The sequence below is a fragment of the Pseudomonas sp. 8(2025) genome (assembly GCF_052665325.1).
Genome location: NZ_JBQOIE010000001.1, coordinates 450,363 through 476,230, shown reverse-complemented (window position 1 = coordinate 476,230; position 25,868 = coordinate 450,363). Strand labels below are relative to the sequence as shown.

The following is a 25,868-nucleotide window of genomic DNA, read 5'->3' as shown; positions in this document are numbered from 1 at the left end:
ATGGTCATCCTGAGAACGCTTCACGTCGCAGGAATGAGTGTTTAGCGGGGCGCGTATGCTAGCATACCGCCCCCGCAGGAGAGTGCCCAAGGGCCTTTCTGCGGTGTCGGCCCAGTGCCGCCCAGGTCAGCTCAAGCTGTCCACTTCCCTGCCATTTTTCTCCGGGACACAGGTTTACGCAGATGAGCAAGACTTCTCTCGATAAGAGCAAGATCAAGTTCCTTCTCCTCGAAGGCGTCCACCAATCCGCTGTCGACGTCCTCAAGGCCGCCGGCTACACCAGCATCGAGTACCTCACCGGTTCTCTGCCGGAAGCCCAGCTCAAGGAAAAGATCGCCGATGCACACTTCATCGGCATTCGCTCCCGCACTCAACTGACCGAAGAGATCTTCGACCACGCGAAGAAACTGGTCGCAGTGGGCTGCTTCTGCATCGGTACCAACCAGGTTGACCTGTCCGCCGCTCGCGAGCGCGGCATCGCGGTGTTCAACGCGCCGTACTCCAACACCCGTTCGGTTGCCGAGCTGGTGCTGGCCGAGGCCATCCTGCTGCTGCGCGGCATCCCCGAGAAAAACGCTTCCTGCCACCGTGGCGGCTGGATCAAGAGCGCGGCCAACTCCTTCGAAATCCGTGGCAAGAAGCTGGGTATCGTCGGCTACGGCTCCATTGGTACGCAGTTGTCGGTCCTGGCCGAAGGCTTAGGGATGCAGGTGTTCTTCTACGACACCGTGACCAAGCTGCCACTGGGCAACGCCACCCAGGTGGGCAACCTGCACGAACTGCTGGGCATGTCCGACATCGTCACCCTGCACGTGCCGGAAACCGCGGCCACCCAGTGGATGATCGGCGAGAAGGAAATCCGCGCCATCAAGAAGGGCGGCATCCTGATCAACGCCGCCCGCGGCACCGTGGTCGAGCTGGACGCCCTGGCGGACGCGATCAAGGACAAGCACCTGATCGGCGCGGCCATCGACGTATTCCCGGTGGAGCCGCGCTCCAACGACGAAGAGTTCGAAAGCCCGCTGCGCGGCCTGGACAACGTGATCCTGACCCCGCACATCGGCGGTTCCACCGCTGAAGCCCAGGCCAACATCGGCCTGGAAGTGGCAGAAAAACTGGTCAAGTACAGCGACAACGGTACCTCGGTGTCCTCGGTCAACTTCCCTGAAGTGGCGCTGCCGGCCCACCCGGGCAAGCACCGTCTGCTGCACATCCACGAGAACATTCCGGGCGTAATGAGCGAGATCAACAAGGTCTTCGCCGAAAACGGCATCAACATCTCCGGTCAGTTCCTGCAGACCAACGAGAAGGTCGGCTACGTGGTGATCGACGTCGACGCCGAGTACTCGGACCTGGCGCAAGAGAAGCTGCAGCACATCAACGGTACCATCCGTTGCCGCGTGCTGTTCTAAGCCTCGATTGCGGCACAAAAAAGGGAGCCCTCTGGGCTCCCTTTTTTATCGTGTTTACGATTATTTCACTGTTACTGTGATTTTCTTGGAAACGATCACCGGGTTGAAAGGCACGTGGTTCTTGTCCCCCAGTTCCAGTTGCAGGGTGTGCTTGCCGGGTGTCAGGGTCACTTCGGTTTCGGTCTGGGCCTTGCCGAAGTGCAGGTGGTTGGCGTCCATCGGGATCGGCAGGTTCTCGGCAGGCAACTGATCGACATCGATCAGCAGGTGATGGTGGCCGGTGTTGGCGGTCTGATCGCCCGCCGGAGCCAGGGCGATGCCTTCAACGCCGAACTTGACCTTGAAGGTCTTGTCCACGGTGGCCCCGTCGGCCGGGGAAACGATAGTCACCTTGGCGCCGGCAGGTGCCTCGGTACGCGGAATTTCCGCTGCACCGGCCAGCATCGAGGTTCCCAGCAACAGACCGGCCAAAGCAGCACGCGACATAAAAATTTTCATTATCTTCTCCAGTTTTTCCGCAAATCTTTTACGGTTATGACAACTTCGTGGCAATTCGTTGTCGAAGGCACTCAACACCTTAGCAAAGCGAGCCTGAACGGCGCATCGCTCATATAAATTCAAGGAGTGACCATGCGTTTCCTGCCTGGCCTGTTACTTTTGCTGCCCCTTGCGAGCACTTGCGCTCAAGCCGAACTGATGGACGATATCAATGACCGCGGCGAGCTGCGCATCGCCCTGGAAGCCGATACACCACCCTTCAATTTCAAGGACGACGGCAAACTCACCGGTTTCGAGGTGGAGTTGGGGCAACTGCTGGCCAGTGAACTGGACGTACGCGCGGACTTCGTGGTGACCAAGGCCGCCGAACTGCTCCCGGGAGTGGAAAGCGGCAAGTTCGACGTGGCGATCAACCACATAGCAATGACCCCGGAACTCAAGGATCGTTTCGATTTCAGCGAACCCTACAGTTATTCCAGTGCGCAGTTGATTGTGCGCAAGGAAGAGCAGCGTCCGCTGTTTTCCCTGCAGGCCCTGCGCGGCCAGGCGCTGGGGGTGGCCCAGGGCAGCCAGTTCGTCGATCAGGCGCGGACTGTGGAAGGGATCAACCTGCGCAGCTACGCCGATGCCCAGCAGCCGATCAGGGACGTGGCGGACAAGCAGATCGACGCTGCCATCAGCGATCGCCTGCTGATTCCCTACGCCATTCGCGACAGCCGCCTGCCGGTGAAGGAAGGCGCCAAGGTCGGACCGACCCTGAGCCTGGCGATCCCCTTCCAGAAAGGTAACCCGGCGTTTCGCGCGAGCCTGGACAGCGCCTTGCAGCGGATCAAGGCCGACGGGCGCCTGATGGCCCTGTCGGAGAAATGGTTCGGCATGGACGCGAGCAAACCGCCGAAGGCCGAAGCCGGGCAGTAAACGACACAAGCTGCCTGGATTGACCTGTAGCCGCAGCCTGCGAACGGCCCGAAGGGACCCAGGGGCTTCATGGCCGCCAGAGGTCGGCGGGAAATCGTCAAGCAAGGCCCTTAGGGCCTTTTCGCAGCCTCGCTAAAGCTCGGCAGCGGCTACGAGGACAATGCGGCCAGGGCGCTGGCGGCCTCGGGCAGTTGCAGCTCGCTGAAGACTTGCACCCCGTGCTGCTTGAGCAACGCGGCGGTGACGCCCTCCCCCGAAACCTTGACCCCGCTGAAGCTGCCGTCATAGGTCAGCAGGTTGCCGCAGGATGGGCTGTGGGCCTTGAGCACGGCAACGCGGATCCGGTGCTTTTCCACCAGCTCCAGGGCCTGGCGGGCGCCAGCCAGGAACTGGGCGCTGACATCTTCACCTTCGCAGGTCATCACCGGTGCCCGCCCCTCGAGCACATCGACACCCTGCCCGCCGGGGATCTCCGCCGGCGCCCGTGGCGTGGGCAAACCACCAGCAACCTCCGGACACAAGGCAACCACTCGTCCCTCTTGCTGCCAGGCGGCCAGTTGATCGAACGGGCCGCTGGCACCGCCGTCATAGCGTACGCGGTGGCCCAACAGGCAGCGGCTGACCAGGATCTTGTGCATATTCAGAACGGCTCGTTACCACGGCGCCGGAACCAGCCGGTCAGGGACAGGCGTTCCCGGGTCGCAGGCATGACTTCATGGGGGACTTCGCCGGAAAGAAACACCACCAGCCGCCCCCCGACAGGGACTACATCGTATTGCCCCCGGTCATTGAGGTACATGCGCAATTGCCCGCCCTGCTCAGGCAGCCACTCCTCATTGAGGTAGACCACCGCCGAGACCATGCGCCGGTCGTCATCGCGAAAGCGATCCACGTGGCGCTTGTAGAAGGCTCCCGGCGGGTACATCGCGAAATGGCATTCGAAATCTTCAAGCCCGAGGAACAGGCCTCGGTTCAGAGCCTCGCGCAGGCTGTCCATCAGTTCCAGGTAGCTATCGCAGGCCTGGGCCTGACCGGGCTCGAGCCACTGGATATGGTCGCCGCGTATACCCTCGCGGATCTCCTGGGCCGGCCCGCGTCCTACCGCCGCCGGCGCCAGTTCACCTTCAGCCGCACGTTTACGGCACTCAGCCGCCAGTTCGAGGGTCAGAGCCTCGGACAGGAAGACATTTTGCTGCGACCAGCCACAGGCGGCCAGGTCGTCGACAATGTTCAACAACAGCGGATGATCAGAGGGTATTTGCATGGCGCGCATAGTATCCAGCCTCAGAAAAATCTGACAGAGCCGCAGAGCGGAGGATGAAGCATTTTTTTCAATGGGCTTACACATCATCGGTTTGCCGAGGGATGCTGATACGAATTCTCGACAACCACCCTCTTGCCCCGGAGAATAGTCGCCTGCTGACAGGAGTCCTTATGCGCCGTTTGCTTTTCTCACTGTTGATCTTCTGCGCCTTGCCTGCCTGGGCAGACAGCCACGACCAGTTGTACCAGGTCGCCGGTTGGGCGCAACAGCGCGCGCATTTCAACGATGCCCTCAGCGCCGCCCAGCAGCGCTACCAGAGCAGCCTGCCGCCGGCGGTCTATCAAGCCCTGGTGGACAACAGCAACCAGCGCTTCGCACCCCAGGCCGTGGACCGTCGCGCCGAGGCCCAACTGCGGCAGAACCTGGCGGACCCCGCACCGGCCCTGGCCTTCTTCCAGTCGCCCCTGGGCCGCAAGATCGTCGCCGCCGAACTGCTGGCGACCCGCCGCGACCAGCTGGCCAAGAACGCCCAAGGCCTGCCGAAGATGCAGGCCAGCGACAACCGCCAGTTGATCATCGGCCACCTGGCCCAGGCCCTGCCGGCCCGGGAAGCGGGTGCAGAGGTGAGCCTGGCGATTGCCGGTGTCGCCGCCGACAGCCTGAGCCAGATGATTCCCGGCCTGCTGGGGGGCGGCCAGGCCCAGGGCATGCTCAACGGCCAGCGCCAGCGGCTGATGCAGCAGATCGGCAACGACCTGAACAACACCTTGCTGTACGTCTATCGGGATCTGTCCGACACGGAGCTGGAAGAGTTCGCCACCTTCGCCGAATCCAGCGAAGGCAAGGCCTACTACCAGGCCGCCCTGGCAGCGATTCGCGCAGGCCTGGCGGTCGGCCAGAGCACTTCCAGCCTCGCCCCCTAACCCGGCAACTCGCCTGTGACCGCTGCCGAGCCCGCAGGCCCTTGCCTGGCAATCGCCTGACGAGCCTGCAGTAGCCTTGGGCTCTTGCGTCCCTTCGGGCCGTTCGCAGCCTGCGGCAGCGGCTGCACCAATCTTTAGAGGTGCTGGGTCAGAAAGGCGAAGTACTGATCGCGATACAACGGGATTTCATTGGCCAGATGGTGCCGCGCATCGGGCAGCATCAATAGCTCGGGCGCGGCGAACTTGCCACGAATCACCTGCAGATTGTGCTGCCAGTCCACGGTCATGTCCGCATCCCCCTGAACGATCAACGGCTGCCTGGAGCTGCGGGGCGCCGCCTCCAGGCACTTGATCCAGCGCGACAGCGCTCCCACCCAGGCCGTCGGCAAGCGTTGCGGCTGCAACGGGTCGACCTGCAGGAACGCGAGGAAATCCGGGTCGTTGGAGTTTTCACTGAAGCGCCGGGCAATGCCGGTGACGAAGGGCCGCAGCGCGTAATAACTGAGCATCGACCAGCCCCAGGCCCGCGGCCGCACCAGCGGCGAGAGCAGCATCACCTGCCCCTGGGCCGGGCTCTCGGCGCCCTGGTTGAGCAGGTGGTCCATGATGATCGCGCCGCCGGTGCTTTGCCCGAACAGGTGCCAGGGCTCGGGGAGTTCCAGGGACCGGGCCTCGGCGAACAGGCCTTGCAGCACCCGCTGGTACACCGCGAAATCATCGATACTGGCCCGCTCGCCACTGGAAAGGCCGTGCCCGGGCAGGTCGCAGGAAATCACCACGAAACGCCGTTGCAGCGCCCACTCGATCACATGCCGGTACAAGCCCATGTGGTCGTAGAAGCCGTGGAACAGAAACAGCGTGGCCCGTGGCTGCTCCGGCCACCAGACCTGGCTCACCACGTCGTAGCCGTCCACCTGGAAACGCCCCAGGCGGCTGCGCGGCACCAGCGCCCGCCCGGCGAAATCCAGCCCATAGAAGCGCTGGTAGGCCTGCCCCTCCACCGACAAAGGCTCCCCGGCGACCAGAGGTTGCAGGCTGGCACGCAGGTGGTCGGGGTCGAAAGTGGCGGGCATAGAGAATTCCAAAGCGGGGGTACCGGCGACAAAACGGGCTTTCTGGGCCTGCGATATTCATCTGTCGCGGCAAGCATGGCAAGCTACGCGACCTTCGAGGACCGATCTTAATGCGCCAGTCTTACCGCACGCCCCTGCTTGCCAGCCTGCTCGTCCTGATCTGCGCCGTGGTGTTGTGGAACGCCTACGAATGGTTCCAGGGCCGCTATCTGCGGGCGTTCAGCGAGCACACCGCGATGTTCTCCGGCGACCCGTTGCAACTGCCCGCCGAACTGGCCGGCCCCGGGGCGATCCGCCTGGTGCATTTCTGGGACCCGGCCTGCCCCTGCAATGTCGGTAACCAGCAGCACCTGGCCGAGCTGATCGAAACCTATGGCCCGCGGGGCGTGGAGTTCTATGCCGTACAGAAGCCCGGCAGCCACGGCCAGCTACCCGCCACCCTGAGCCGCCTGAAGCACCTCGACAGCCTGCCCGGAGCGGAACAGATCCCCGCCAGCCCGGCAGTGGCGATCTGGGACCGCAACGGCAAGCTGGCCTACTTCGGCCCCTACAGCGAAGGCCTGACCTGCAATTCCAGCAACAGCTTCATCGAGCCCATCCTCCAGGCCCTTGAGGACAATCGCCCGGTCAGCGCCACCCACACCCTGGCCATCGGCTGCTACTGCCCCTGGCCGGCCGAACAAGGCATTCGCGACTAATCAAGGACTGCCTCCTGCGCGGGGCCCCTGACTTGTGCTAAATCTCTGCAGCTCTCCCAAGGCGGCATTGAATACAACAACAGCAAGGAGCCCGCATGAAACGCAGCCTGACCGTCGTCGCCGTACTGATCCTCGCCCTGCTGGCAGGGCTTGCCGGCTACCTGTACAGCAAGCAGCCGACGCGTCAGGGCCAGGTCGAGCTCAATGGCCTGCAAGGCTCGGTCACCGTGCGTTACGACGAACGCGGGGTGCCGCACATTCGCGCCGAAAACGAAGCCGACCTGTACCGCGCCCTGGGCTACGTGCACGCCCAGGACCGGCTGTTCCAGATGGAAGTGCTGCGGCGCCTGTCCCGGGGCGAGCTGGCAGAGGTGCTGGGGCCCAAGCTGGTGGACACCGACAAACTGTTCCGCAGCCTGCGGATTCGCGAACGGGCCGACAGCTATATCGCCGGGCTCGACCATCAGTCACCCGCCTGGAAGGCCCTGGAGGCCTATCTGGACGGCATCAACCAGTATCAGGACAGCCACGTCAGCCCCATCGAGTTCGACGTCCTGGGCATCCACAAGCGGCCTTTCACCGCAGAAGACACCGTCAGCGTCGCCGGTTTCATGGCCTACAGCTTTGCCATGGCCTTTCGCACCGAGCCGCTGCTGACCTACATCCGCGACGAGCTGGGCAATGACTACCTGAAGGTGTTCGACCTCGACTGGCAGCCCAAGGGCGTGCTGGCCAAGGGCAAGACCCAACCTTCAATGCCACTGGCCGCCGTCGACTGGCAGGGCCTGGGCCGGATCGCCCGCCTGAGCCAGCAAGCCCTGGAAGAAGCCGGGCTGCCGCAATTCGAGGGCAGCAATGCCTGGGTGGTTTCCGGCTCGCGGACCAAGAGCGGCCGCGCGCTGCTGGCCGGCGACCCGCATATCCGCTACTCGCTGCCGTCGGTGTGGTACGAGGCCCAGCTCTCGGCCCCGGGCTTTGAACTCTACGGTCATCACCAGGCCCTGGTGCCCTTCGCCTTTCTCGGCCACAACCTGGACTTCGGCTGGAGCCTGACCATGTTCCAGAACGATGACCTCGACCTGATCGCCGAAAAGGTCAACCCGGAGAACCCCAATCAGGTCTGGTTCCACGACAAGTGGGTGGACCTGATCACCAGCGAGCAGCAGATCGCCGTCAAGGGCCAGGCCCCGGTGACCCTGACCCTACGCCAGTCGCCCCACGGCCCGATCATCAACGACATGCTCGGTACCACTGTGGGCAAGGCGCCGATCGCCATGTGGTGGGGTTTCCTGGAAACCCCGAACCCGATCCTCGACGGCTTCTACCAGCTCAACCGCGCAGACACCCTGGCCAAGGTCCGCGCTGCGGCCGCCAAGGTCCATGCACCGGGCCTGAACATCGTCTGGGCCAACGCCAAGGGCGACATCGGCTGGTGGGCGGCGGCGCTCCTGCCCAAGCGCCCGGCGGGGGCCAAGCCGGCCTTCATCCTCGATGGCAGCACCAGCCTGGCGGACAAGGAAGGCTTCTACCCCTTCAGCGCCAACCCCCAGGAAGAGAACCCGGCCCGGGGCTATATCGTCTCGGCCAACTTCCAGCCGGTATCCCCCACCGGCATGGAGATCCCCGGCTACTACAACCTGGCCGACCGTGGTCAGCAACTGGATCGGCAGCTCAGCGACAAGAGCCAGAAATGGGACCTGGAGAACACCCAGAAACTGCAGTTGGGCACCACCACCGCCTACGGGCCGCGCCTGCTGGCGCCGCTGTTGCCGGTGTTGCGTGAAGTGGTCAGCGACCCCGAGGAACTGAAGCTGGTGGAGCAACTGGCGAAATGGCAGGGCGACTATCCGCTGGAATCCACCAGCGCGACGCTGTTCAACCAGTTCCTGTTCAACCTGGCCGATGCCACTTTCCATGAAAAACTCGGCGACGCCTATTTCGACGCCCTGATCCAGGCCCGGGTGGTGGACGCCGCCCTGCCCCGGCTGGCGGCGGACCCCGATTCGCCCTGGTGGGACAACCGCACCACGCCCCAGCGCGAAAGCCGCGCCGACACGGTCAAGCTGGCCTGGCGCGCCAGTATCGACCACCTGCGCCTGACCCTGGGCGCCAACCCGGCGCAATGGCGCTGGGGCCAGGCCCACACGCTGACCCACGGCCACCCGCTGGGCATGCAGAAGCCCCTGGACCGGCTGTTCAACGTCGGCCCCCTGGACGCCCCCGGTAGCCACGAGGTGCCGAACAACCTCACCGCCAAGATCGGCCCGGCGCCCTGGTCAGTAGTCTACGGGCCCTCGACCCGGCGCATCATCGACTTCGCCGACCCGGCCCACAGCCTGACCATCAACCCGGTGGGCCAGAGTGGCGTGCTGTTCGACAAGCACTACGACGATCAGGCCGAAGCCTATATCGAAGGGGTCTACCAGCAGGCGCACTTCAGCGACGAGGAAGTCACCGCCAACACCCGCAGCACCCTGAAGCTGCTGCCGGCACGCCCCCGGGTCCCCGCGCCCTGACCAGCGGCGGGTGTAGAAGCGAGCTGGCCAGCGAAGAGGCCAGCAAGCCCTGCACTCCGCTGAAGGACGCCTTCGCCGGCAAGCCGGCTCCTACAAGGGTACGGTGCTGAAGTTCAGGCGGAACTGTTGCGGGGTCAGCCCCAGGCGCCGGTTGAACACGCTGCGCATGTGCTGGGCATCGCGAAAACCGCAGGCGTAGGCCACGGTCTTGAGCGGCGCCGCGCTGCGTTCGAGCATCCCCCGCGCCGCATCCATCCGCGCGCCTTCGACAAATTCCGCCGGAGTCACCCCCGCTTCTCGAACGAACACTCGGGCAAAATTGCGCGGGCTCATGTTCACCGCCCGGGCCAGCTCGGCAATGCTCAGGTCCGCCTGCAACCGGTCCTGCACATGCTGCTGGACCCGAGCCACGGTGGAGGTGGTCTCGGCCTGGGGCAACAGAAACGGGCTGAACTGCGACTGCCCCCCCGTGCGCTGGGTGAACACCACCAGACGCTTGGCTACGCTCAGGGCCACCCCCGCACCATGATCCTGGGCCAGCAGGTACAGCGACAGGTCGATGCCGGCGGTGACCCCCGCCGAAGTGAACAGCCTGCCGTCCTGGACGTACAGTCGATCAGCCTCGACCCGGGTGCCAGGGCACAGCGCAGCCAGCGCCGGCGCATCGCTCCAGTGGGTGGTCACCGTGCGCCCTTCCAGCAACCCGGCCCGGGCCAGGATGAACGCGCCGTTGCAGATCGAGCCGAAGCCCTTGGCCCGGGCGCAGGCCTCGCGCAGCCAGGCGTAGAAGGCCGGGCTGAACTGGCTGCCAGGCACCTGCGGGCCGCCTGCCACCAGCAACAGGTCAAAGGGCTCCAGGGCCTGGGTGAAGGAACAATGGGCGTGTAACAGCAGGCCATTGGAACAGGCCTGCGCCCCAGCCTCGACGCCAATCACCCGCAAGCGGTAGTGATCCTCGGCCGGCAGAAACCGGTTGGCTTCGCAAAACACATCCATGGGCCCGGTGACATCGAGGGCCTGGACACCCGGAAAAACCAGCACGGCAACGCTTCTACCCATGGTGCAAACAGCCCTCTATGACCCGCGCCCGGCAACCCCGAGCGGCGGGCAATTGTCGCAAGCAAAGCTCGGGGGAACATAGCACTGGCAGGAAATGCACGCAGGTTGGCCGGGATCGCAGCCCCGGTGCGATTGTGGGCCGAAAGGGCCGGTAACAGACTGAAGGCTCCAGCGCCAGAACGGCGCCCGCCACGAGGAACGCCCCATGAGCTCCACCATCGCCGGGATCCAGATACCCGACAGCGCCCTGGCCCGGGCCACCACCGAGTACATCCGCGATGTCGAATCCGACCTGCTTTATCACCACTCGCGCCGGGTGTTCCTGTTCGGCGCCCTGAGCGGCGAACGCCGGCAGCTGGCTTACGACCCGCAGTTGCTCTACGTCGGCGCCATGTTCCACGACCTGGGGTTGGTGGAGGGCCTGCGCAGCGCCGACCAGCGCTTCGAAGTCGACGGCGCCAACGCCGCACGCGACTTTCTCCAGCCCTACGGCCTCAGCGCCGACGATATCGAGCAGGTCTGGCTGTCCATCGCCTTGCACACCACCCCAGGCATCCCCCAGCACCTGCGCCCTACCGTGGCCCTGGTCACCGCCGGGGTCGAGATGGATGTGCTAGGCATCGACTACGCCGCGTTCCCCGCGGCCCAGCGTGAAGCCGTGGTCCACGCCCACCCGCGCGGTGAAGGCTTCAAGGAATGCATCATCTGCGCCTTCGCCGACGGCCTGCGCCATCGCCCGCAAACCACCTTCGGCAACGTCAAGACCGACGTCCTGGCCGACCAGCAGCCAGGGTTCAAGGCGTTGAATTTCGTCGAGGTGATTCGCCGTTCACCCTGGCAATCCTGACCCATCACCAGCGCTGCAGGAGCTGGCTGGCCAGCGAAGAGACCCGCAAGCCCAATCCGCTTGTGGAGGGTGCTTGCCCCGGCAAGGGCCAATAAAAAACCTCGCTCCCGGAAACCGGGGCGAGGTTTTTTGATGACACAACCGCAACTCAGGCGGTTTCCGGCGCCTGGGCCCGACGCACGTCCGGCTGTTTCCAGGAGTCGGCAGCGCTTTCCTCGATGGCCTGCTGGATCGCCCGCTTGCGGGCTTCTTCGGCGCGCCGGCTGAAGAACCAGACCAGGAAGGTCACCAGGGACACCGCCAGCAGGATCAGGCTGGCCACGGCGTTGATCTCCGGCTTCACCCCCAGGCGCACCGCCGAGAACACTTCCATCGGCAAGGTGGTGGAACCCGGGCCGGAGACGAAGCTGGCCAGTACCAGGTCATCCAGGGACAGGGCGAAGGACATCATGCCGCCCGCCGCCAGCGAAGGCGCGATCATCGGGATGGTGATCAGGAAGAACACCTTCCACGGCCGCGCGCCCAGGTCCATGGCCGCCTCTTCGATGGACAGGTCCAGCTCACGCAGGCGGGCCGACACCACCACAGCCACATAGGCGGCGCAGAACGTGGTGTGGGCGATCCAGATGGTGACGATGCCGCGCTCCTGAGGCCAGCCGACCGCCTGGGCCATGGCCACGAACAGCAGCAGCAAGGAAAGACCGGTGATCACTTCCGGCATTACCAGCGGCGCGGTGACCAGGCCACCGAACAGGGTACGGCCCTTGAAGCGGGTGATCCGGGTCAGCACGAACGCCGCCAGGGTGCCCAGTGCCACCGCCGCTACAGCGGTGTAGCAGGCGATTTCCAGGGAGCGCATCACCGAGCCCATCAGTTGCTGGTTATCCAGCAGGCCGATGTACCACTTGATTGACCAGCCGCCCCACACCGTCACCAGCTTGGAAGCGTTGAACGAGTAGATCACCAGGATCAGCATCGGCAGGTAGATGAACAACAGGCCGAGCACCAGCATCAGGCTGGAGAAACTGAAGCGCTTCATTCCTTGCCCTCCATTTCCTTGGCCTGACTGCGGTTGAACAGGATGATCGGCACAATCAGGATCGCCAGCATCACCACCGCCAGGGCGGATGCCACTGGCCAGTCACGGTTGTTGAAGAACTCTTGCCACAGCACCTTGCCGATCATCAGGGTTTCCGGACCGCCCAGCAGTTCCGGAATCACGAACTCACCCACCACCGGGATGAACACCAGCATGCAGCCGGCGATGATGCCGTTCTTGGACAGCGGCACGGTGATTTTCCAGAAGCTGTTGAAGGTACTCGAACCCAGGTCGGCCGCGGCCTCCAGCAGGCTGGTGTCGTGTTTCACCAGGTTCGCGTACAGCGGCAGGATCATGAACGGCAGGTAGGAATAGACCACACCGATATACACCGCGATGTTGGTGTTGAGGATCTGCAGCGGCTCGTTGATCCAGCCCATGGACATCAGGAAGCCATTGAGCAGGCCGTTGTTGCTGAGGATGCCCATCCAGGCATAGACGCGGATCAGGATCGCGGTCCAGGTCGGCATCATGATCAGCAGCACCAGCACCGTCTGCAATTCCTTGCGGGCACTGGCGATGGCGTAGGCCATCGGGTAGCCGATCAGCAGGCAGAGGATGGTGCTGAAGAACGCCATCTTCAGCGAACCGAGGTAGGCGGCGATATAGAGTTCGTCGTCGCCGAGCATCGCGTAGTTGCCCAGGTTCAGCAGCAACTGCAGCTTCTGGTCGACGTAGCTGTAGATCTCGGTGTACGGCGGAATGGCCACGTCCGCTTCGGCGAAGCTGATCTTCAAGACGATGAAGAACGGCAGCATGAAGAACAGGAACAGCCAGATGAACGGAACCCCGATGACCAGCTGACGGCCACCGGGAATTATTCGATTGAGTCGGCGCTTGAGCTTTCGCATGTTCATGAGCGCAGTACCACGCCGCTGTCGTCTTCCCACCAGACGTAGACCTGGTCACCCCAGGTCGGCCGCGCACCACGGCGCTCGGCGTTGGCGACGAAGGATTGCACCAGTTTGCCGCTCGGCAGCTCGACGTAGAACACCGAGTGGCCGCCCAGGTAGGCAATGTCGTGGACCTTGCCGCTGGACCAGTTGTACTCGCAGGTCGGCATCTCGGCAGTCACCAGGAGCTTTTCCGGGCGGATCGCGTAGGTCACCGATTTGTCCTGCACCGAAGTGCTGATGCCGTGGCCGACATAGATGCTGCGGTCCAGGTCCTTGCAGGTGATCAGCGCGTGGCCCTCGGCATCGTCCACCACTTCACCCTCGAAGATGTTGACGTTGCCGATGAATTCGCAGACCAGGCGGCTGACCGGGGTCTCGTAGATGTCGATCGGGCTGCCGATCTGGGCGATCCAGCCCAGGTGCATGATGGCGATGCGTTCGGCCATGGTCATGGCCTCTTCCTGGTCGTGGGTCACCATTACGCAGGTCACGCCCACGCGCTCGATGATCTCCACCAGTTCCAGTTGCATCTGCGAGCGCAGCTTCTTGTCCAGGGCGCCCATGGGCTCGTCCAGCAAGAGCAGCTTGGGACGCTTGGCCAAGGAACGGGCCAGGGCCACGCGCTGGCGCTGGCCGCCGGAGAGCTGGTGCGGCTTGCGCTTGGCGTACTGGCTCATCTGCACCAGCTTGAGCATCTCTGCCACCCGGGCGTCGATCTCGGCGGCAGGGATCTTGTCCTGCTTGAGGCCGAAGGCGATGTTCTGGGCCACGGTCATGTGGGGGAACAGGGCGTAGGACTGGAACATCATGTTGATCGGCCGCTCGTAGGGCGGCATGTCAGTGATGTCTACACCATCGAGGAAGATTCGCCCCTCCGTTGGCCGTTCGAAGCCGGCCAGCATCCGCAGCAAGGTGGACTTGCCTGAACCCGAACCGCCGAGCAGGGCGAAGATCTCGCCCTTCTTGATTTCCAGGGACACATCGTCCACGGCAACCGTCTCGTCGAACTTCTTCGTGACCCGGTCGATTTTGACCAGCACCTGCTTAGGTGTCTGGTCGCCCTCGAGGGCTTTCTTATAGGCGCCGGAGGCAACTGCCATTTGCGAAACTCCCAACAAAATTTGCAGCCCGCCCCATGCGGGCGGACCTTGGATAGTTTGAGCCTGTGGAACTATTTACCCGTCTTGACCTTGGTCCAGCTGCGGGTCATCAAGCGTTGGATATTGGGTGGCAACTCGGTGGACACGTAGGTCTTGTCGAGCACTTCCTGCGGTGGGTAGACCGCTTCGTCGGTGCGGATGGACTGCTCCATCAGCTTGTCCGACCCGGGGTTGGGGTTGGCATAACCGACATAGTCACTGACCTGAGCGATCACTTCAGGTTGCAGCAAATAGTTGATGAAGGCGTGGGCCTGCTTGACGTTGGTCGAATCCTTGGGGATCGCCAGCATGTCGAACCACAGGGCACCGCCCTCCTTCGGAATCGCATAGGCGATGTTCACACCCTTGCCGGCATCGGCGGCCCGGGCCTTGGCCTGGAACACATCGCCGGAAAACCCGATGGCCACGCAGATATTGCCGTTGGCCAGGTCCGAGATGTACTTGGACGAATGGAAGTAGGTCACGTAAGGACGCACTGCCAGCAACGTGGCCTCAGCCTTCTTGTAGTCCTGGGGGTTGGTGCTGTTGGCGTTCAGGCCCAGGTAGTTGAGGACCGTGGGCATCATCTCGTCGGCGGAGTCGAGGAAGGCCACGCCGCAGCTGTTGAGCTTCTTGATGTTCTCCGGCTCGAACAGCACGCTCCAGGAATCGATCTTGTCCACGCCCAGGGCGGCCTTGACCTTGTCGACGTTGTAGCCGATGCCGTTGGTCCCCCACAGGTACGGCACCGCGTACTGGTTGCCCGGATCGTTCATTTCCAGACGCTTGAGCAGTACCGGGTCAAGGTTCGAATAGTGGGTCAGCAGGCTCTTGTCGAGCTTCTGGAAAGCCCCGGCCTTGATCTGCTTGCCCAGGAAGTGGTTGGACGGCACGACCACGTCATAACCGGTACGGCCGGCCAGCAACTTGCCTTCCAGGGTTTCATTGGAATCGAATACGTCATACACCGGCTTGATACCGGTGGCCTTTTCAAACTCGGCCAGGGTGTTCTGACCGATGTAATCGGACCAGTTATAAATATGCACGGTCGGTGCAGCCTGGACGCCAGCCATCAGCGTCAGGCCGGCGGCGGCCAGCATGGCTTTGCGAAATAAAGAAATAGGCAAGTGGAGGTCCTCTTAAATAGTTGGGCCCAAGTTGCCCCGCGCTACCTGACAGCCTCCAAGCTGCCCAGCAACAAAACCGGCGCGCAACTTACCCTCGATAAACCAATCCAGCAAAACTTTCTGTCATTTAATTGTTTCCTGTTGCCGCCCTCGCCACGACGACGGCAACAGGGAGTGCTGCAAATCGGCTTATTTGCCGGATTTGATCTTGGTCCAGCTGCGGGTCAGGATGCGCTGGGTCGCGGCCGGCAGGTCGGCGATCGCGTACAGCTTGGCCTGCACCTCAGCTGGCGGGTAGACGCCCGGGTCGCTGGTGATGTCTTTATCGACCAATGGGGTTGCAGCTGCGTTACCGTTGGGGAAACGCACGGCGTTGGTGATTTCGGCCATGACTTCAGGCTTTTGCAGGAAGGTCATGAACTTGTAGGCGCCTTCGACGTTTTCCGCGTCTTTGGGGATGGCCACCATGTCATAGAAGCTGCCAGCACCTTCTTTGGGGATGTTGTAGCTGACCTTGACCTTGTCACCGGCTTCGGCGGCACGGGCCTTGGCCTGGTAGATGTCGCCCGAGTAACCCACGGCGACGCAGATGTTGCCGTTGGCCAGGTCGGAGATGTACTTGGAGGAGTGGAAGTAGGCGATCGAAGGACGGATCTTGAGGAACAGCGCTTCGGCTTCAGCCAGTTGCTTCTTGTCCTGGCTGTCGGTCGGGTAGCCCAGGTAGTGCAGCGCCACCGGAATCATCTCGGTTGGCGAATCGAGGAAGCTGACGCCGCAGGCCTTCAGCTTCTCAGCGTTCTCAGGCTTGAACAGCAGGTCCCAGGAGTTGGTCGGTGCATCGGCACCCAGCGCGGCCTTGACCTTCTCGGCGTTGAAGCCAATACCGATCGAGCCCCACATGTAAGGGAAGGCATGCTTGTTGCCCGGGTCGCTCACCGAAACCGCCTTGAGCAGCGATTCGTTGAGGTTCTTCCAGTTCGGCAACTTGGAGCGGTCCAGTTCCTGGTAGACACCGGCCTTGATCTGCTTGGCCAGGAAGTTGTTGGAAGGCACCACAACGTCATAACCGGACTTGCCGGCGAGCAACTTGGCTTCCAGGGTTTCATTGCTGTCGAACACGTCGTAGACAACCTTGATGCCCGACTCGGCTTCAAACTTCTTGATAGTGTCCGGCGCGATGTAATCGGACCAGTTGTAAACGTGCAGCACTTTATCGTCCGCTTGTGCCGCCGCCGCCATCACGCCCATCAGGGACATGGCGAGGAGGGTCTTGCCAGCTAACTTCATACCTAATGCCTTCATGCGTAATGCTCCAATTATTCTTTTTAACCACTCGCTCAGCGGCCAATATCCGGGCAACCAAAACGGCGGGTAGTCTGGCAAGATCCAAGGCCGGCTTTCAAGAAAAGACCAGGCTTTTACATCTGCTTTGAACGCAGTGCCCGCAAGCACCGCGCTCAAAGCCTAGCACTCAGCCCTCGAGCACACTCAAGGTCAGGTCCAGACACTTGCGCGCCTTGGCCACCAGCTCGTCGATCTCCGCCTCGCTGATCACCAGGGGCGGCGCAATGATCATGGTGTCACCCACCGCGCGCATGATCAGGCCGTTGTCGAAGCAGAACTGCCGGCAGATCATGCCCACGCCTCGGCCTTCGTAACGCGCCCGGGTGGCCTTGTCCTTGACCAGTTCGATGGCCCCCAGCAGCCCTACCCCGCGAACCTCGCCCACCAGCGGGTGGTCGCTCAACTCGCGCAGACGTTTCTGCAAATACGGTGCCGCTTTTTCATGGGCGCGCTGGATAATTTTCTCTTCGCGCATGATGCGGATGTTTTCCAGGGCCACGGCAGCGGCCACCGGGTGCCCGGAATAGGTGAAACCGTGGTTGAAGTCGCCGCCCTCGTTGAGCACCGCCACCACTTCATCGCGCACGATCAGCCCACCCATGGGGATGTAGCCGGAGGTCAGGCCCTTGGCGATGGTCATCATGTCCGGCTTGAGGTCGTAGAAATCGCTACCGAACCACTCACCGGTGCGCCCGAAGCCACAGATCACTTCATCGGCGACGAACAGGATGTCGTACTTGGCAAGGATTTCCTTGATCCGCGGCCAGTAGCTGTCCGGCGGCACGATCACGCCACCGGCGCCCTGGATCGGTTCGGCGATAAAGGCCCCGACATTGTCCACGCCCAGTTCGAGGATCTTCTCTTCGAGCTGGTTGGCGGCCCAGATACCGAACTCTTCGGGGCTCATGTCGCCGCCTTCGGCGAACCAGTAAGGCTGCGGGATATGGACGATACCCGGGATCGGCAAGTCGCCCTGCTCGTGCATGTAGGTCATGCCGCCGAGGCTGGCACCGGCCACAGTGGAACCGTGGTAGCCATTGACCCGGCTGATGATGGTTTTCTTGTTCGGCTGGCCCTTGATCGCCCAGTAGTGGCGGACCATGCGCAGCATGGTGTCGTTGCCTTCGGAGCCGGAACCGGTGAAGAACACGTGGTTCATGCCTTCTGGCGCGATATCGGCGATCGCCTTGGACAGCTCCAGCACCGGTGGGTGGGCAGTCTGGAAGAACAGGTTGTAATAGGGCAGTTCGCGCATTTGCTTGCTGGCGGCTTCCGCCAGTTCGTCACGGCCATAGCCGATGGCTACGCACCACAGGCCGGCCATGCCGTCGAGAATCTGATTGCCTTCACTGTCCCAGAGGTACACACCCTTGGCATGGGTGATGATCCGCGGGCCCTTTTCCTTCAATTGCTTGAAGTCACTGAACGGTGCCAGGTGGTGATCACTGCTGAGGGTTTGCCACTCGCGGGTTTGCGGGTTTTTATGAGTCATCAATCTCTCCTTAGTGTCAGTGAAGGCGCCACTGGCGGGCAGTGGCGCCCGGCGGATCAGACGGCGAACAACAGGAACTCCCGCTCCCACGAACTGATCACGCGCTTGAAGTTTTCGTGCTCGGCCCGCTTCACCGCGACATAGCCGGTGATGAACTTCTGGCCCAGGTACTTCTCGATGGTCTTGCTGTTTTCCATACGCTCCAGCGCGTCTTCGATGGTCAGTGGCAGGCGCAGGTTGCGGCGCTCGTAGCCACGGCCCACCACGGGCGCGCTCGGGTTGTGGCCTTCGACCATGCCGATGTAGCCACACAGCAGGCTGGCGGCGATGGCCAGGTACGGGTTGGCGTCGGCGCCCGGCAGGCGGTTTTCCACGCGACGGTTCTGTGGCCCGGCATCCGGCACCCGCAGGCCCACGGTGCGGTTCTCTTCGCCCCACTCGACGTTCACCGGCGCCGAGGTATCGGGCAGGAAACGACGGAACGAGTTGACGTTGGGGGCGAACAGCGGCAGCAGCTCGGGAATGAACTTCTGCAAACCACCGATGTGGTTGAGGAACAGCTGGCTCATGGTCCCGTCTTCATTGGAGAAGACGTTCTTGCCGGTGTTGATGTCGATGATGCTCTGGTGCAGGTGCATGGCGCTGCCGGGCTCGCCGGTCATGGGCTTGGCCATGAAGGTGGCGGCCACGTCGTGCTTGAGCGCGGCTTCGCGCATGGTGCGCTTGAACACCAGGATCTGGTCGGCCAGGGACAGGGCATCGCCGTGACGGAAGTTGATCTCCATCTGCGCCGTGCCGTCCTCGTGGATCAGCGTGTCCAGGTCCAGCTCCTGCAGTTCGCACCAGTCATAGACGTCTTCGAACAGCGGGTCGAATTCGTTCGCAGCCTCAATGGAGAACGACTGGCGCCCGGTCTCCGGGCGGCCGGAGCGGCCGATCGGCGGCTGCAGCGGGTAGTCCGGATCGTCGCTGCGCTTGGTCAGGTAGAACTCCATCTCCGGCGCCACGATGGGCTGCCAGCCGTGGTCGGCGTAGAGTTTTAGGACCTTCTTCAGGACGTTGCGCGGCGACAGCTCGATGGGGTTGCCCTGCTTGTCGTAGGTGTCATGGATCACCTGGGCAGTAGGCTCGATGGCCCAGGGCACAAGGTACACCGCGTTCTGGTCCGGGCGGCAGACCATGTCGATGTCGGCCGGGTCCAGCAGTTCGTAATAGATGTCGTCTTCGACATAGTCGCCGGTCACGGTCTGCAGCAGCACGCTCTCGGGCAGGCGCATGCCTTTTTCGGCAATGAACTTGTTGGTCGGCGAGATCTTGCCCCGGGTGATCCCGGTTAAATCGCCGATCATGCATTCGACTTCTGTGATCTTGTGGTCTTTCAACCAATCGGTGAGCTGGTCGAGGTTGTTACTCATAAATGCCTCTAGGCTGAGTTTCCTGACTCTCTATTAAGTCAGGCCTTGTGTGACGCTTCGGCGTCGCGTTGTCTTGCCCGCTTGCGGCAGGCATCACCAAAAGCCTGGAAGATGGCCAGGTAGTGAGGGTTGCAGCTTACCTGCCATTCGGGGTGCCATTGCACCCCTAGTGCGAAAGCCTTGCTGGCTTCTACCGAAACCGCCTCTACCAACCCGTCGGGAGCCAGCGCCTCGACCCGCAGCCCCGGGGCCAGACGCTCGACGCCCTGGGCATGGATCGAGTTGACTTGAATCCGCTCCGGCAGGCCCAGCTCCGCCAGAACACCACCGGCCTTGATATGCAGGTCGTGGGCCGGCGCGTACCAGGCGTCCAGGGGCTGGCCGGGCTGTTCGGTGTGCCGGTGGTCCATGAAAGGCTGCACCTGCTGCACGTTCTGATGCAGGCTGCCGCCCAGGGCCACGTTCATTTCCTGGAAGCCGCGGCAGATGCCCAGCACCGGAACGCCACTTGCGACGGCGGCGTTCAGCAGCGGCAGGGTGGCAGCATCCCGTGCAGAATCATGAGCAGTGCCCGGCGCGCTGGCAGGACCCTGGTAATGGAAAGGTTCGATATTGGAGGGAGAGCCGGTAAAGAGAATGCCGTCCAGACCGTCCAGAATATCGGACGGGGAAAGCAGTTCCGCCATGGACGGGATAATCACCGGCACGCCCTGGGCTGCGCTGGCTACTGCGTGGACATACTCGTCGCCACTGATGTGATAAGCATGCAGACCGATCTGCCTGGAGCAGGCGGTGACGCCGATTAACGGCAGGCGAGACATGAAACACCCCGGTATTATTGCTGTTATGGGTTTGATTCGAGCTTAGCCTTGTTCATTTTTTTACACAACACCCCCGTAAAAAATACAACACGGCCCGCTCAAGCCTGCGGTACCCAAGGCGGCCGAGCCCCAAAAAACGCCCTGTTTTGCCCCAAAAGAGCCTTGCCAGCCCTTTATTAGGGCATAAAAGGCCTTACTTGACTTCGGCATGCCGTTCGGGTTGACTGAAACCAGAAAAGATCAATGATTGATATTTTTAACAACAAAGGTGTTGCATCATGTCGGTACCCCCGCGTGCCGTTCAGCTCAACGAAGCGAACGCGTTCCTTAAGGAACATCCTGAGGTTCTGTACGTTGACCTTCTGATTGCGGATATGAATGGTGTGGTGCGCGGCAAGCGCATCGAACGCACCAGCCTCCACAAGGTTTACGAGAAAGGCATCAACCTGCCGGCCTCCCTGTTTGCCCTGGATATCAATGGCTCTACGGTGGAAAGCACCGGCCTGGGTCTGGACATCGGCGACGCCGACCGGATCTGCTATCCAATCCCCGATACCCTGTGCAACGAGCCCTGGCAGAAGCGCCCTACCGCGCAATTGCTGATGACCATGCACGAACTCGAAGGCGACCCCTTCTTTGCCGATCCACGGGAAGTCCTGCGCCAGGTGGTGACCAAGTTCGACGAACTGGGCCTGACCATCTGCGCCGCTTTCGAGCTGGAGTTCTACCTGATCGACCAGGAGAACGTGAACGGCCGGCCACAACCACCACGCTCGCCGATTTCCGGCAAGCGCCCGCACTCCACCCAGGTCTACCTGATCGACGACCTCGACGAATACGTCGACTGCCTCCAGGACATCCTGGAAGGTGCCAAGGAACAAGGCATCCCGGCCGACGCCATCGTCAAGGAAAGTGCCCCGGCACAATTCGAAGTCAACCTGCACCACGTGGCCGACCCGATCAAGGCCTGCGACTACGCGGTCCTGCTCAAGCGCCTGATCAAGAACATCGCCTACGACCATGAGATGGACACCACCTTCATGGCCAAGCCTTACCCGGGCCAGGCGGGCAACGGTCTGCACGTTCACATTTCGGTTCTGGACAAAGATGGCAAGAACATCTTCGCCAGCGAGGATCCCGAGCAGAACGCCGCACTGCGTCACGCGATCGGCGGTGTGCTCGAGACCCTACCGGCGCAGATGGCCTTCCTCTGCCCGAACGTCAACTCCTATCGCCGTTTCGGCGCGCAGTTCTATGTGCCGAACTCGCCGAGCTGGGGCCTGGACAACCGTACCGTGGCCATTCGCGTCCCCACCGGCTCGGCCGATGCAGTGCGCATCGAACACCGGGTCGCCGGCGCCGACGCCAACCCCTATCTGCTGATGGCTTCGGTCCTGGCGGGCGTGCACCACGGCCTGACCAACAAGATCGAGCCGGGGGCGCCTACCGAAGGCAACTCCTACGAGCAGAACGAGCAGAGCCTGCCGAACAACCTGCGTGATGCCCTGCGCGAGTTGGACGACAGCGAAGTCATGGCCAAGTACATCGATCCGAAATACATCGATATCTTCGTCGCCTGCAAGGAAAGTGAGCTGGAGGAGTTCGAACACTCCATCTCCGACCTCGAGTACAACTGGTACCTGCACACTGTGTAAGCGCCAGCTGCATTGAAGAACGCCGCCGGGTTCATCCCGGCGGCGTTTTTTTATGCCCGTGATTCGGATGCGCCCAGGCTGCGGCTACAGGGACAACGGCCCACTCGCGTACAATGCCCGCTGCCCTGTAGGAGAGACTGATGACGCGCACCGCCCCGCTTCGCAAACCCCGTGCACGCAGCCAGGCCCGGATCGACTCCATACTCGACGCCGCACGGACCTTGCTGGCGGCCGAGGGCGTGGCCAGCCTGTCGATCTACAGCGTGGCCGACAAGGCGCAGATCCCGCCATCCTCGGTCTATCACTTCTTCGCCAGCGTCCCGGCCCTGCTGGAAGCCCTTACCGCCGATGTCCACGCGGCGTTCCGCGCCTGCCTGCTGGAACCTATCGACCATGAGCGGCTCAGCAGCTGGCGCGACCTGTCACGCCTGGTGGAGCAACGCATGCTCGACATCTACGGCGAGGACGCGGCGGCCCGCCAACTGATCCTCGCCCAGCACGGCCTGACCGAAGTCACCCAGGCCGACCGCCAGCACGACATCGAGCTGGGGGACCTGATGCACAAGCTGTTCGATCATCATTTCGAGTTGCCGACGCTACCCGTCGATGTCGACGTGTTCGCCCTGGCCATGGAGCTGGGAGATCGGGTGTATGCCCGCTCCGTGCAGCAGCACGGGCAGATCACCCCGCGCATGGCCGAGGAAGGCATGCGCGTCTTCGATGCCTACCTGGGCCTGTACCTGCCGCCCTACCTGGCCAAGCGCTCCACCCCGCCCTGAACGCCGGCTCAGGCCTGACGCAGCAGCAACCGGTCGATGCTGTGGTCCGCCGACTTGTGGATGATCAGGTTGGCTCGCTCCCGAGTCGGCAGGATGTTTTCAACCAGGTTCTTCAGGTTGACCCGGTCCCAGGTATCGGAGGCCACTGACAGCGCCTCGGAATCGGACAGGCCTTTGTACTTGTTGAAGTAGGAATCCCCCGACTGGAAGGCAGTGTTCTTCAGGTAGACGAACCGCTCCAGGTACCAGGTCTTGATGGTCGCTTCGGGAGCGTCGACATAGATCGAGAAGTCGATGAAATCCAGGGCGTTCAGGCCCTCGCCCTGCTCACCCTGCAACACATTCAAGCCTTCCAGGATGATGATGTCCGGCGCCTCCACCGACTGCGCCTCATCGGCCAGGATGTCGTAGCGCACATGGGAATAGATGGGAATCCGCGCCGCTTCGCCCCGGCGGCACACCGCCTGGAGAAAATCCAAGAACAGCGGTTCGTCATAGGACTCTGGAAAGCCCTTGCGGTGCAGGATGTTTTTTTCCTGCAGGGTGGCCAGCGGGAACAGGAACGAATCCGTGGTCACCAGGTGCACATTGGGCTTGCCCGGCCAATAGGCCAGCAGCGCCGCCAGGACCCGGGCAAAACTGCTCTTGCCCACCGCCACGCTGCCGGAAACACCGATCACGTAGGGGGCCTTGAAACCGGTCTGCGGCACCTTCAGCGATTGCACCTGCGCCGCATGCAAATGCAGCAGGCGCGACAGCGGCAGGAGGATCTGCCGCACTTCTTCGGACGCCATGGGCTGGGTCGGACTGGTCAGCGTCTCCATCTCGGATGGCGCAAGACTCATCGGCTCACCGGCCCGCAGAGCGGCCCAATGGTCGCGATCGAACTCCAGATACCCCACATTTGGACCCTGCTCTGTTGTCATGTTTACTGTTCAGGTCTTGCCGAAAGCAGGGAAAGTATCAAATCTGACCGGTATTTACAGCGCCCATGAAAAAGCCCCGAAGGGCTCGCACCGTTCGGGGCCGTGATCGGGCGCCGTTCACAACTTGGCGATCGATACCTCGGTGGACTTCACAAAGGCGATCACTTCGCTGCCAATCGACAGCTCCAGCTCTTTCACCGAGCGGGTGGTGATCACCGAAGTGACAATGCCGGAAGCGGTCTGCACGTCGATTTCCGACAGCACGTCGCCTTCGACGATTTCCTTGATGGTGCCCTTGAACTGGTTGCGTACGTTGATGGCCTTGATGGTCATGGTGTTTCTCCTGGGGTCGAAATGAGCGGCTGTTTTAAAGTGCCCAGCGCAGTTGCGTGGGCAAGGGTGAAACGGGTTCCGGTTCCGGCGGCGAGCCGGGCAATGACAGCACGCGGTTGAGGACTTCGGTCTCCAGCGCCGCCAGGCGATGGGAACCCCGTACCCGCGGGCGTGGCAGCTCGACGTGCAGGTCGAGACCGACCTCGCCGTCTTCGATCAGGATCACCCGATCGGCGATCGCCACCGCTTCGCTGACATCGTGGGTGACCAGCAGCACGGTGAAGCCATGCTGCTGCCACAGGCGTTCGATCAACTGCTGCATCTCGATCCGCGTCAGGGCATCCAGCGCCCCCAGCGGCTCGTCCAGCAGCAACAGCCGCGGCTGGTGGATCAGGGCGCGGGCCAGGGCCACGCGCTGCTTCTGCCCACCGGACAGGGCCGCCGGCCATTCCTGGGCGCGGTCCGCCAGGCCCACGGCTTCCAGAGCCTGCAGGGCTTGGGGGCGCCAGTTGCCCTTGAGCCCGAGCCCGACGTTATCGATGACCTTTTTCCAGGGCAGCAGGCGCGCCTCCTGGAACATCAGCCGGGTGTCTTCAATGGCAGCGCTCAAGGGCGCGGAACCGGCCAACAGTTCGCCAGCACTGGGCTGGTCGAGACCGGCCAGCAGGCGCAGCAAGGTACTTTTGCCGCAGCCGCTGCGCCCCACCACCGCCACGAACTGGCCGGCGGGAATGTGCAGGTCGATTTCCCGCAGCACCTGCCGCGAGCCGAAGGTCTTTTGCAGTTTGCGCACCGCCAGGGGAATGCCCTGCAGCAGCCGCGGAGGTTGTTGAGCCGTCATTGGGCACCGCCTTTGGCGACCTGATAGGCCGGATGCCAGCGCAGCCAGACCCGCTCCAGGCCACGCGCGGCCAGGTCCGCCAGCTTGCCGAGCACCGCGTACAGAACGATCGCCAGCACCACCACGTCGGTCTGCAGGAACTCCCGGGCGTTCATTGCCAGGTAGCCGATGCCGGAGCTGGCGGAAATGGTTTCGGCGACGATCAGGGTCAGCCACATGAAGCCCAGGGCAAAGCGCACCCCCACCAGGATCGAAGGCAGGGCGCCGGGCAGGATCACCTGGCGGAACAGGGCGAAGCCGGACAGGCCGTAGCTGCGCGCCATCTCCACCAATGCCGGGTCGACGTTGCGGATGCCGTGGTAGGTGTTGAGGTAGATCGGGAACAGCGTGCCCAGGGCCACCAGGAAAATCTTCGCCGACTCATCGATGCCAAACCACAGGATCACCAGGGGAATCAGCGCCAGGTGCGGCACATTGCGGATCATCTGTACCGAGCTGTCCAGCAGCCGCTCACCCCATTTCGACAGGCCGGTGATAAAGCCCAGCGCCAGGCCGATGCCGCCACCAATGACAAAACCCAGGCCGGCGCGCCAGCCGCTGATGGCCAGGTGGGTCCAGATATCGCCACTGCGTACCAGGCTGACCCCGGCCTCGATCACCGCGCTGGGGGCCGGCAGGATGCGGGTCGACAGCCAGCCCGCCGACACCGACAGTTGCCACACCGCCAACAACAGCAGCGGCAGGCCCCAAGGCGCCAGACGCTGCACTATGCGTTGTCCGTTCATGGCCGCAC

The 25,868-nt window shown here is 62.7% G+C and carries 25 protein-coding genes; 8 read left to right on the top strand and 17 right to left on the bottom strand.

The window, feature by feature from the left end; genetic code table 11:
* Positions 1-182 precede the first annotated feature (182 nt).
* Entirely contained in the window at positions 183-1,412 is a 1,230-nt protein-coding gene (gene serA, locus ACUXVH_RS02275) for a phosphoglycerate dehydrogenase (RefSeq protein WP_011064084.1), read from the top strand.
* A 60-nt stretch (positions 1,413-1,472) separates the two neighbouring features.
* On the opposite strand, the gene ACUXVH_RS02270 is transcribed toward serA, so the two are convergent.
* Complete coding sequence (locus ACUXVH_RS02270; RefSeq protein ID WP_011064085.1) at positions 1,473-1,910, bottom strand: DUF4399 domain-containing protein; 438 nt, start codon at positions 1,908-1,910, stop codon at positions 1,473-1,475.
* A 132-nt stretch (positions 1,911-2,042) separates the two neighbouring features.
* Here ACUXVH_RS02270 and ACUXVH_RS02265 point away from each other — a divergent pair, with 132 nt between their 5' ends.
* The gene (locus tag ACUXVH_RS02265) at positions 2,043-2,828 is read left to right on the top strand and encodes a transporter substrate-binding domain-containing protein (protein ID WP_065365068.1); all 786 of its coding nucleotides are present in this window, start codon (positions 2,043-2,045) and stop codon (positions 2,826-2,828) included.
* 149 nt (positions 2,829-2,977) lie between these two features.
* Here the strand turns inward: ACUXVH_RS02265 and ACUXVH_RS02260 are convergent, their stop codons facing one another.
* Positions 2,978-3,466 carry a DUF523 domain-containing protein gene (locus tag ACUXVH_RS02260; protein ID WP_011064087.1) on the bottom strand — a complete coding sequence of 163 codons (489 nt, stop codon included), beginning with the start codon at positions 3,464-3,466 and terminating at the stop codon, positions 2,978-2,980.
* A 2-nt stretch (positions 3,467-3,468) separates the two neighbouring features.
* A complete protein-coding gene (locus ACUXVH_RS02255) occupies positions 3,469-4,101 on the bottom strand; it encodes a 2OG-Fe(II) oxygenase (RefSeq protein WP_011064088.1) in 633 nt (210 codons plus the stop codon).
* Between the two features lie 161 nt (positions 4,102-4,262).
* On the opposite strand from ACUXVH_RS02255, the gene ACUXVH_RS02250 reads away from it, so the two are divergent.
* Positions 4,263-5,015 (top strand): DUF2059 domain-containing protein, encoded by a 753-nt coding sequence (locus tag ACUXVH_RS02250; protein WP_011064089.1) that lies wholly within the window; start codon positions 4,263-4,265, stop codon positions 5,013-5,015.
* Between the two features lie 134 nt (positions 5,016-5,149).
* Here ACUXVH_RS02250 and ACUXVH_RS02245 read toward each other — a convergent pair whose 3' ends face one another.
* Positions 5,150-6,088, bottom strand: coding sequence for an alpha/beta hydrolase (locus tag ACUXVH_RS02245; protein ID WP_065365067.1), 939 nt, complete (start codon positions 6,086-6,088; stop codon positions 5,150-5,152).
* 110 nt (positions 6,089-6,198) lie between these two features.
* Between ACUXVH_RS02245 and ACUXVH_RS02240 the strand changes: the two genes are divergently transcribed.
* The gene (locus ACUXVH_RS02240) at positions 6,199-6,786 is read left to right on the top strand and encodes a DUF6436 domain-containing protein (protein ID WP_019093425.1); all 588 of its coding nucleotides are present in this window, start codon (positions 6,199-6,201) and stop codon (positions 6,784-6,786) included.
* A 95-nt stretch (positions 6,787-6,881) separates the two neighbouring features.
* Complete coding sequence (locus ACUXVH_RS02235) at positions 6,882-9,302, top strand: penicillin acylase family protein (protein WP_065365066.1); 2,421 nt, start codon at positions 6,882-6,884, stop codon at positions 9,300-9,302.
* Between the two features lie 90 nt (positions 9,303-9,392).
* Here ACUXVH_RS02235 and ACUXVH_RS02230 read toward each other — a convergent pair whose 3' ends face one another.
* Positions 9,393-10,361 (bottom strand): GlxA family transcriptional regulator, encoded by a 969-nt coding sequence (locus tag ACUXVH_RS02230; RefSeq protein WP_065365065.1) that lies wholly within the window; start codon positions 10,359-10,361, stop codon positions 9,393-9,395.
* A 205-nt stretch (positions 10,362-10,566) separates the two neighbouring features.
* On the opposite strand from ACUXVH_RS02230, the gene ACUXVH_RS02225 reads away from it, so the two are divergent.
* A complete protein-coding gene (locus ACUXVH_RS02225) occupies positions 10,567-11,208 on the top strand; it encodes an HD domain-containing protein (RefSeq protein WP_065365064.1) in 642 nt (213 codons plus the stop codon).
* A gap of 148 nt (positions 11,209-11,356) precedes the next feature.
* On the opposite strand, the gene ACUXVH_RS02220 is transcribed toward ACUXVH_RS02225, so the two are convergent.
* From ACUXVH_RS02220 to ACUXVH_RS02185, 8 genes are all read right to left on the bottom strand, one after another.
* Positions 11,357-12,247: an ABC transporter permease subunit gene (locus tag ACUXVH_RS02220; protein WP_011064095.1), complete on the bottom strand. Its 891-nt coding sequence runs from the start codon at positions 12,245-12,247 to the stop codon at positions 11,357-11,359.
* A complete protein-coding gene (locus tag ACUXVH_RS02215) occupies positions 12,244-13,125 on the bottom strand; it encodes an ABC transporter permease subunit (protein ID WP_169892555.1) in 882 nt (293 codons plus the stop codon). Before ACUXVH_RS02215 ends, ACUXVH_RS02220 begins: the two co-directional genes overlap by 4 nt.
* A 35-nt stretch (positions 13,126-13,160) precedes the next feature.
* The gene (locus tag ACUXVH_RS02210; RefSeq protein WP_041120308.1) at positions 13,161-14,303 is read right to left on the bottom strand and encodes an ABC transporter ATP-binding protein; all 1,143 of its coding nucleotides are present in this window, start codon (positions 14,301-14,303) and stop codon (positions 13,161-13,163) included.
* A 71-nt stretch (positions 14,304-14,374) separates the two neighbouring features.
* Complete coding sequence (locus ACUXVH_RS02205; protein WP_015637412.1) at positions 14,375-15,469, bottom strand: polyamine ABC transporter substrate-binding protein; 1,095 nt, start codon at positions 15,467-15,469, stop codon at positions 14,375-14,377.
* A gap of 189 nt (positions 15,470-15,658) precedes the next feature.
* Positions 15,659-16,756, bottom strand: coding sequence for a polyamine ABC transporter substrate-binding protein (locus ACUXVH_RS02200; protein WP_026020018.1), 1,098 nt, complete (start codon positions 16,754-16,756; stop codon positions 15,659-15,661).
* Positions 16,757-16,940: 184 nt separating this feature from the next.
* Entirely contained in the window at positions 16,941-18,305 is a 1,365-nt protein-coding gene (locus ACUXVH_RS02195; RefSeq protein WP_011064100.1) for an aspartate aminotransferase family protein, read from the bottom strand.
* Positions 18,306-18,361: 56 nt separating this feature from the next.
* Positions 18,362-19,720 carry a glutamine synthetase family protein gene (locus ACUXVH_RS02190; protein WP_011064101.1) on the bottom strand — a complete coding sequence of 453 codons (1,359 nt, stop codon included), beginning with the start codon at positions 19,718-19,720 and terminating at the stop codon, positions 18,362-18,364.
* 38 nt (positions 19,721-19,758) lie between these two features.
* On the bottom strand, positions 19,759-20,541 hold the full coding sequence (locus ACUXVH_RS02185) for a gamma-glutamyl-gamma-aminobutyrate hydrolase family protein (RefSeq protein WP_065365063.1): 783 nt from the start codon (positions 20,539-20,541) through the stop codon (positions 19,759-19,761).
* A 278-nt stretch (positions 20,542-20,819) separates the two neighbouring features.
* Here ACUXVH_RS02185 and ACUXVH_RS02180 point away from each other — a divergent pair, with 278 nt between their 5' ends.
* Both ACUXVH_RS02180 and ACUXVH_RS02175 read left to right on the top strand, forming a co-directional pair.
* Complete coding sequence (locus tag ACUXVH_RS02180) at positions 20,820-22,196, top strand: glutamine synthetase family protein (protein ID WP_011064103.1); 1,377 nt, start codon at positions 20,820-20,822, stop codon at positions 22,194-22,196.
* Positions 22,197-22,336: 140 nt separating this feature from the next.
* Positions 22,337-22,975, top strand: coding sequence for a TetR/AcrR family transcriptional regulator (locus tag ACUXVH_RS02175; RefSeq protein WP_065365062.1), 639 nt, complete (start codon positions 22,337-22,339; stop codon positions 22,973-22,975).
* An 8-nt stretch (positions 22,976-22,983) separates the two neighbouring features.
* Here ACUXVH_RS02175 and coaA read toward each other — a convergent pair whose 3' ends face one another.
* From coaA to ssuC, 4 genes are all read right to left on the bottom strand, one after another.
* Positions 22,984-23,901, bottom strand: a complete 918-nt coding sequence (gene coaA, locus ACUXVH_RS02170) for a type I pantothenate kinase (protein ID WP_011064105.1) — start codon at positions 23,899-23,901, stop codon at positions 22,984-22,986.
* A 117-nt stretch (positions 23,902-24,018) separates the two neighbouring features.
* Positions 24,019-24,234 carry a TOBE domain-containing protein gene (locus tag ACUXVH_RS02165; RefSeq protein ID WP_011064106.1) on the bottom strand — a complete coding sequence of 72 codons (216 nt, stop codon included), beginning with the start codon at positions 24,232-24,234 and terminating at the stop codon, positions 24,019-24,021.
* Between the two features lie 34 nt (positions 24,235-24,268).
* The gene (ssuB, locus tag ACUXVH_RS02160; RefSeq protein ID WP_011064107.1) at positions 24,269-25,075 is read right to left on the bottom strand and encodes an aliphatic sulfonates ABC transporter ATP-binding protein; all 807 of its coding nucleotides are present in this window, start codon (positions 25,073-25,075) and stop codon (positions 24,269-24,271) included.
* Positions 25,072-25,860, bottom strand: coding sequence for an aliphatic sulfonate ABC transporter permease SsuC (gene ssuC, locus ACUXVH_RS02155; protein ID WP_011064108.1), 789 nt, complete (start codon positions 25,858-25,860; stop codon positions 25,072-25,074). Before ssuC ends, ssuB begins: the two co-directional genes overlap by 4 nt.
* Between the last annotated feature and the right edge of the window lie 8 nt (positions 25,861-25,868).

Excerpts from the sequence above, each read along its gene's own strand:
- serA (WP_011064084.1), top strand. The coding sequence starts at position 183 with ATGAGCAAGACTTCTCTCGATAAGAGCAAGATCAAGTTCCTTCTCCTC.
- ACUXVH_RS02240 (WP_019093425.1), top strand. The coding sequence starts at position 6,199 with ATGCGCCAGTCTTACCGCACGCCCCTGCTTGCCAGCCTGCTCGTCCTG.
- ACUXVH_RS02225 (WP_065365064.1), top strand. The coding sequence starts at position 10,567 with ATGAGCTCCACCATCGCCGGGATCCAGATACCCGACAGCGCCCTGGCC.
- ACUXVH_RS02185 (WP_065365063.1), bottom strand. The coding sequence starts at position 20,541 with ATGTCTCGCCTGCCGTTAATCGGCGTCACCGCCTGCTCCAGGCAGATC.
- ACUXVH_RS02165 (WP_011064106.1), bottom strand. The coding sequence starts at position 24,234 with ATGACCATCAAGGCCATCAACGTACGCAACCAGTTCAAGGGCACCATC.
- ACUXVH_RS02265 (WP_065365068.1), top strand. The coding sequence starts at position 2,043 with ATGCGTTTCCTGCCTGGCCTGTTACTTTTGCTGCCCCTTGCGAGCACT.
- ACUXVH_RS02260 (WP_011064087.1), bottom strand. The coding sequence starts at position 3,466 with ATGCACAAGATCCTGGTCAGCCGCTGCCTGTTGGGCCACCGCGTACGC.
- ACUXVH_RS02210 (WP_041120308.1), bottom strand. The coding sequence starts at position 14,303 with ATGGCAGTTGCCTCCGGCGCCTATAAGAAAGCCCTCGAGGGCGACCAG.
- ssuB (WP_011064107.1), bottom strand. The coding sequence starts at position 25,075 with ATGACGGCTCAACAACCTCCGCGGCTGCTGCAGGGCATTCCCCTGGCG.
- ACUXVH_RS02255 (WP_011064088.1), bottom strand. The coding sequence starts at position 4,101 with ATGCGCGCCATGCAAATACCCTCTGATCATCCGCTGTTGTTGAACATT.
- ssuC (WP_011064108.1), bottom strand. The coding sequence starts at position 25,860 with ATGAACGGACAACGCATAGTGCAGCGTCTGGCGCCTTGGGGCCTGCCG.
- coaA (WP_011064105.1), bottom strand. The coding sequence starts at position 23,901 with ATGACAACAGAGCAGGGTCCAAATGTGGGGTATCTGGAGTTCGATCGC.
- ACUXVH_RS02195 (WP_011064100.1), bottom strand. The coding sequence starts at position 18,305 with ATGACTCATAAAAACCCGCAAACCCGCGAGTGGCAAACCCTCAGCAGT.
- ACUXVH_RS02180 (WP_011064103.1), top strand. The coding sequence starts at position 20,820 with ATGTCGGTACCCCCGCGTGCCGTTCAGCTCAACGAAGCGAACGCGTTC.
- ACUXVH_RS02175 (WP_065365062.1), top strand. The coding sequence starts at position 22,337 with ATGACGCGCACCGCCCCGCTTCGCAAACCCCGTGCACGCAGCCAGGCC.
- ACUXVH_RS02270 (WP_011064085.1), bottom strand. The coding sequence starts at position 1,910 with ATGAAAATTTTTATGTCGCGTGCTGCTTTGGCCGGTCTGTTGCTGGGA.
- ACUXVH_RS02235 (WP_065365066.1), top strand. The coding sequence starts at position 6,882 with ATGAAACGCAGCCTGACCGTCGTCGCCGTACTGATCCTCGCCCTGCTG.
- ACUXVH_RS02250 (WP_011064089.1), top strand. The coding sequence starts at position 4,263 with ATGCGCCGTTTGCTTTTCTCACTGTTGATCTTCTGCGCCTTGCCTGCC.
- ACUXVH_RS02245 (WP_065365067.1), bottom strand. The coding sequence starts at position 6,088 with ATGCCCGCCACTTTCGACCCCGACCACCTGCGTGCCAGCCTGCAACCT.
- ACUXVH_RS02200 (WP_026020018.1), bottom strand. The coding sequence starts at position 16,756 with ATGAAGTTAGCTGGCAAGACCCTCCTCGCCATGTCCCTGATGGGCGTG.
- ACUXVH_RS02190 (WP_011064101.1), bottom strand. The coding sequence starts at position 19,720 with ATGAGTAACAACCTCGACCAGCTCACCGATTGGTTGAAAGACCACAAG.
- ACUXVH_RS02220 (WP_011064095.1), bottom strand. The coding sequence starts at position 12,247 with ATGAAGCGCTTCAGTTTCTCCAGCCTGATGCTGGTGCTCGGCCTGTTG.
- ACUXVH_RS02230 (WP_065365065.1), bottom strand. The coding sequence starts at position 10,361 with ATGGGTAGAAGCGTTGCCGTGCTGGTTTTTCCGGGTGTCCAGGCCCTC.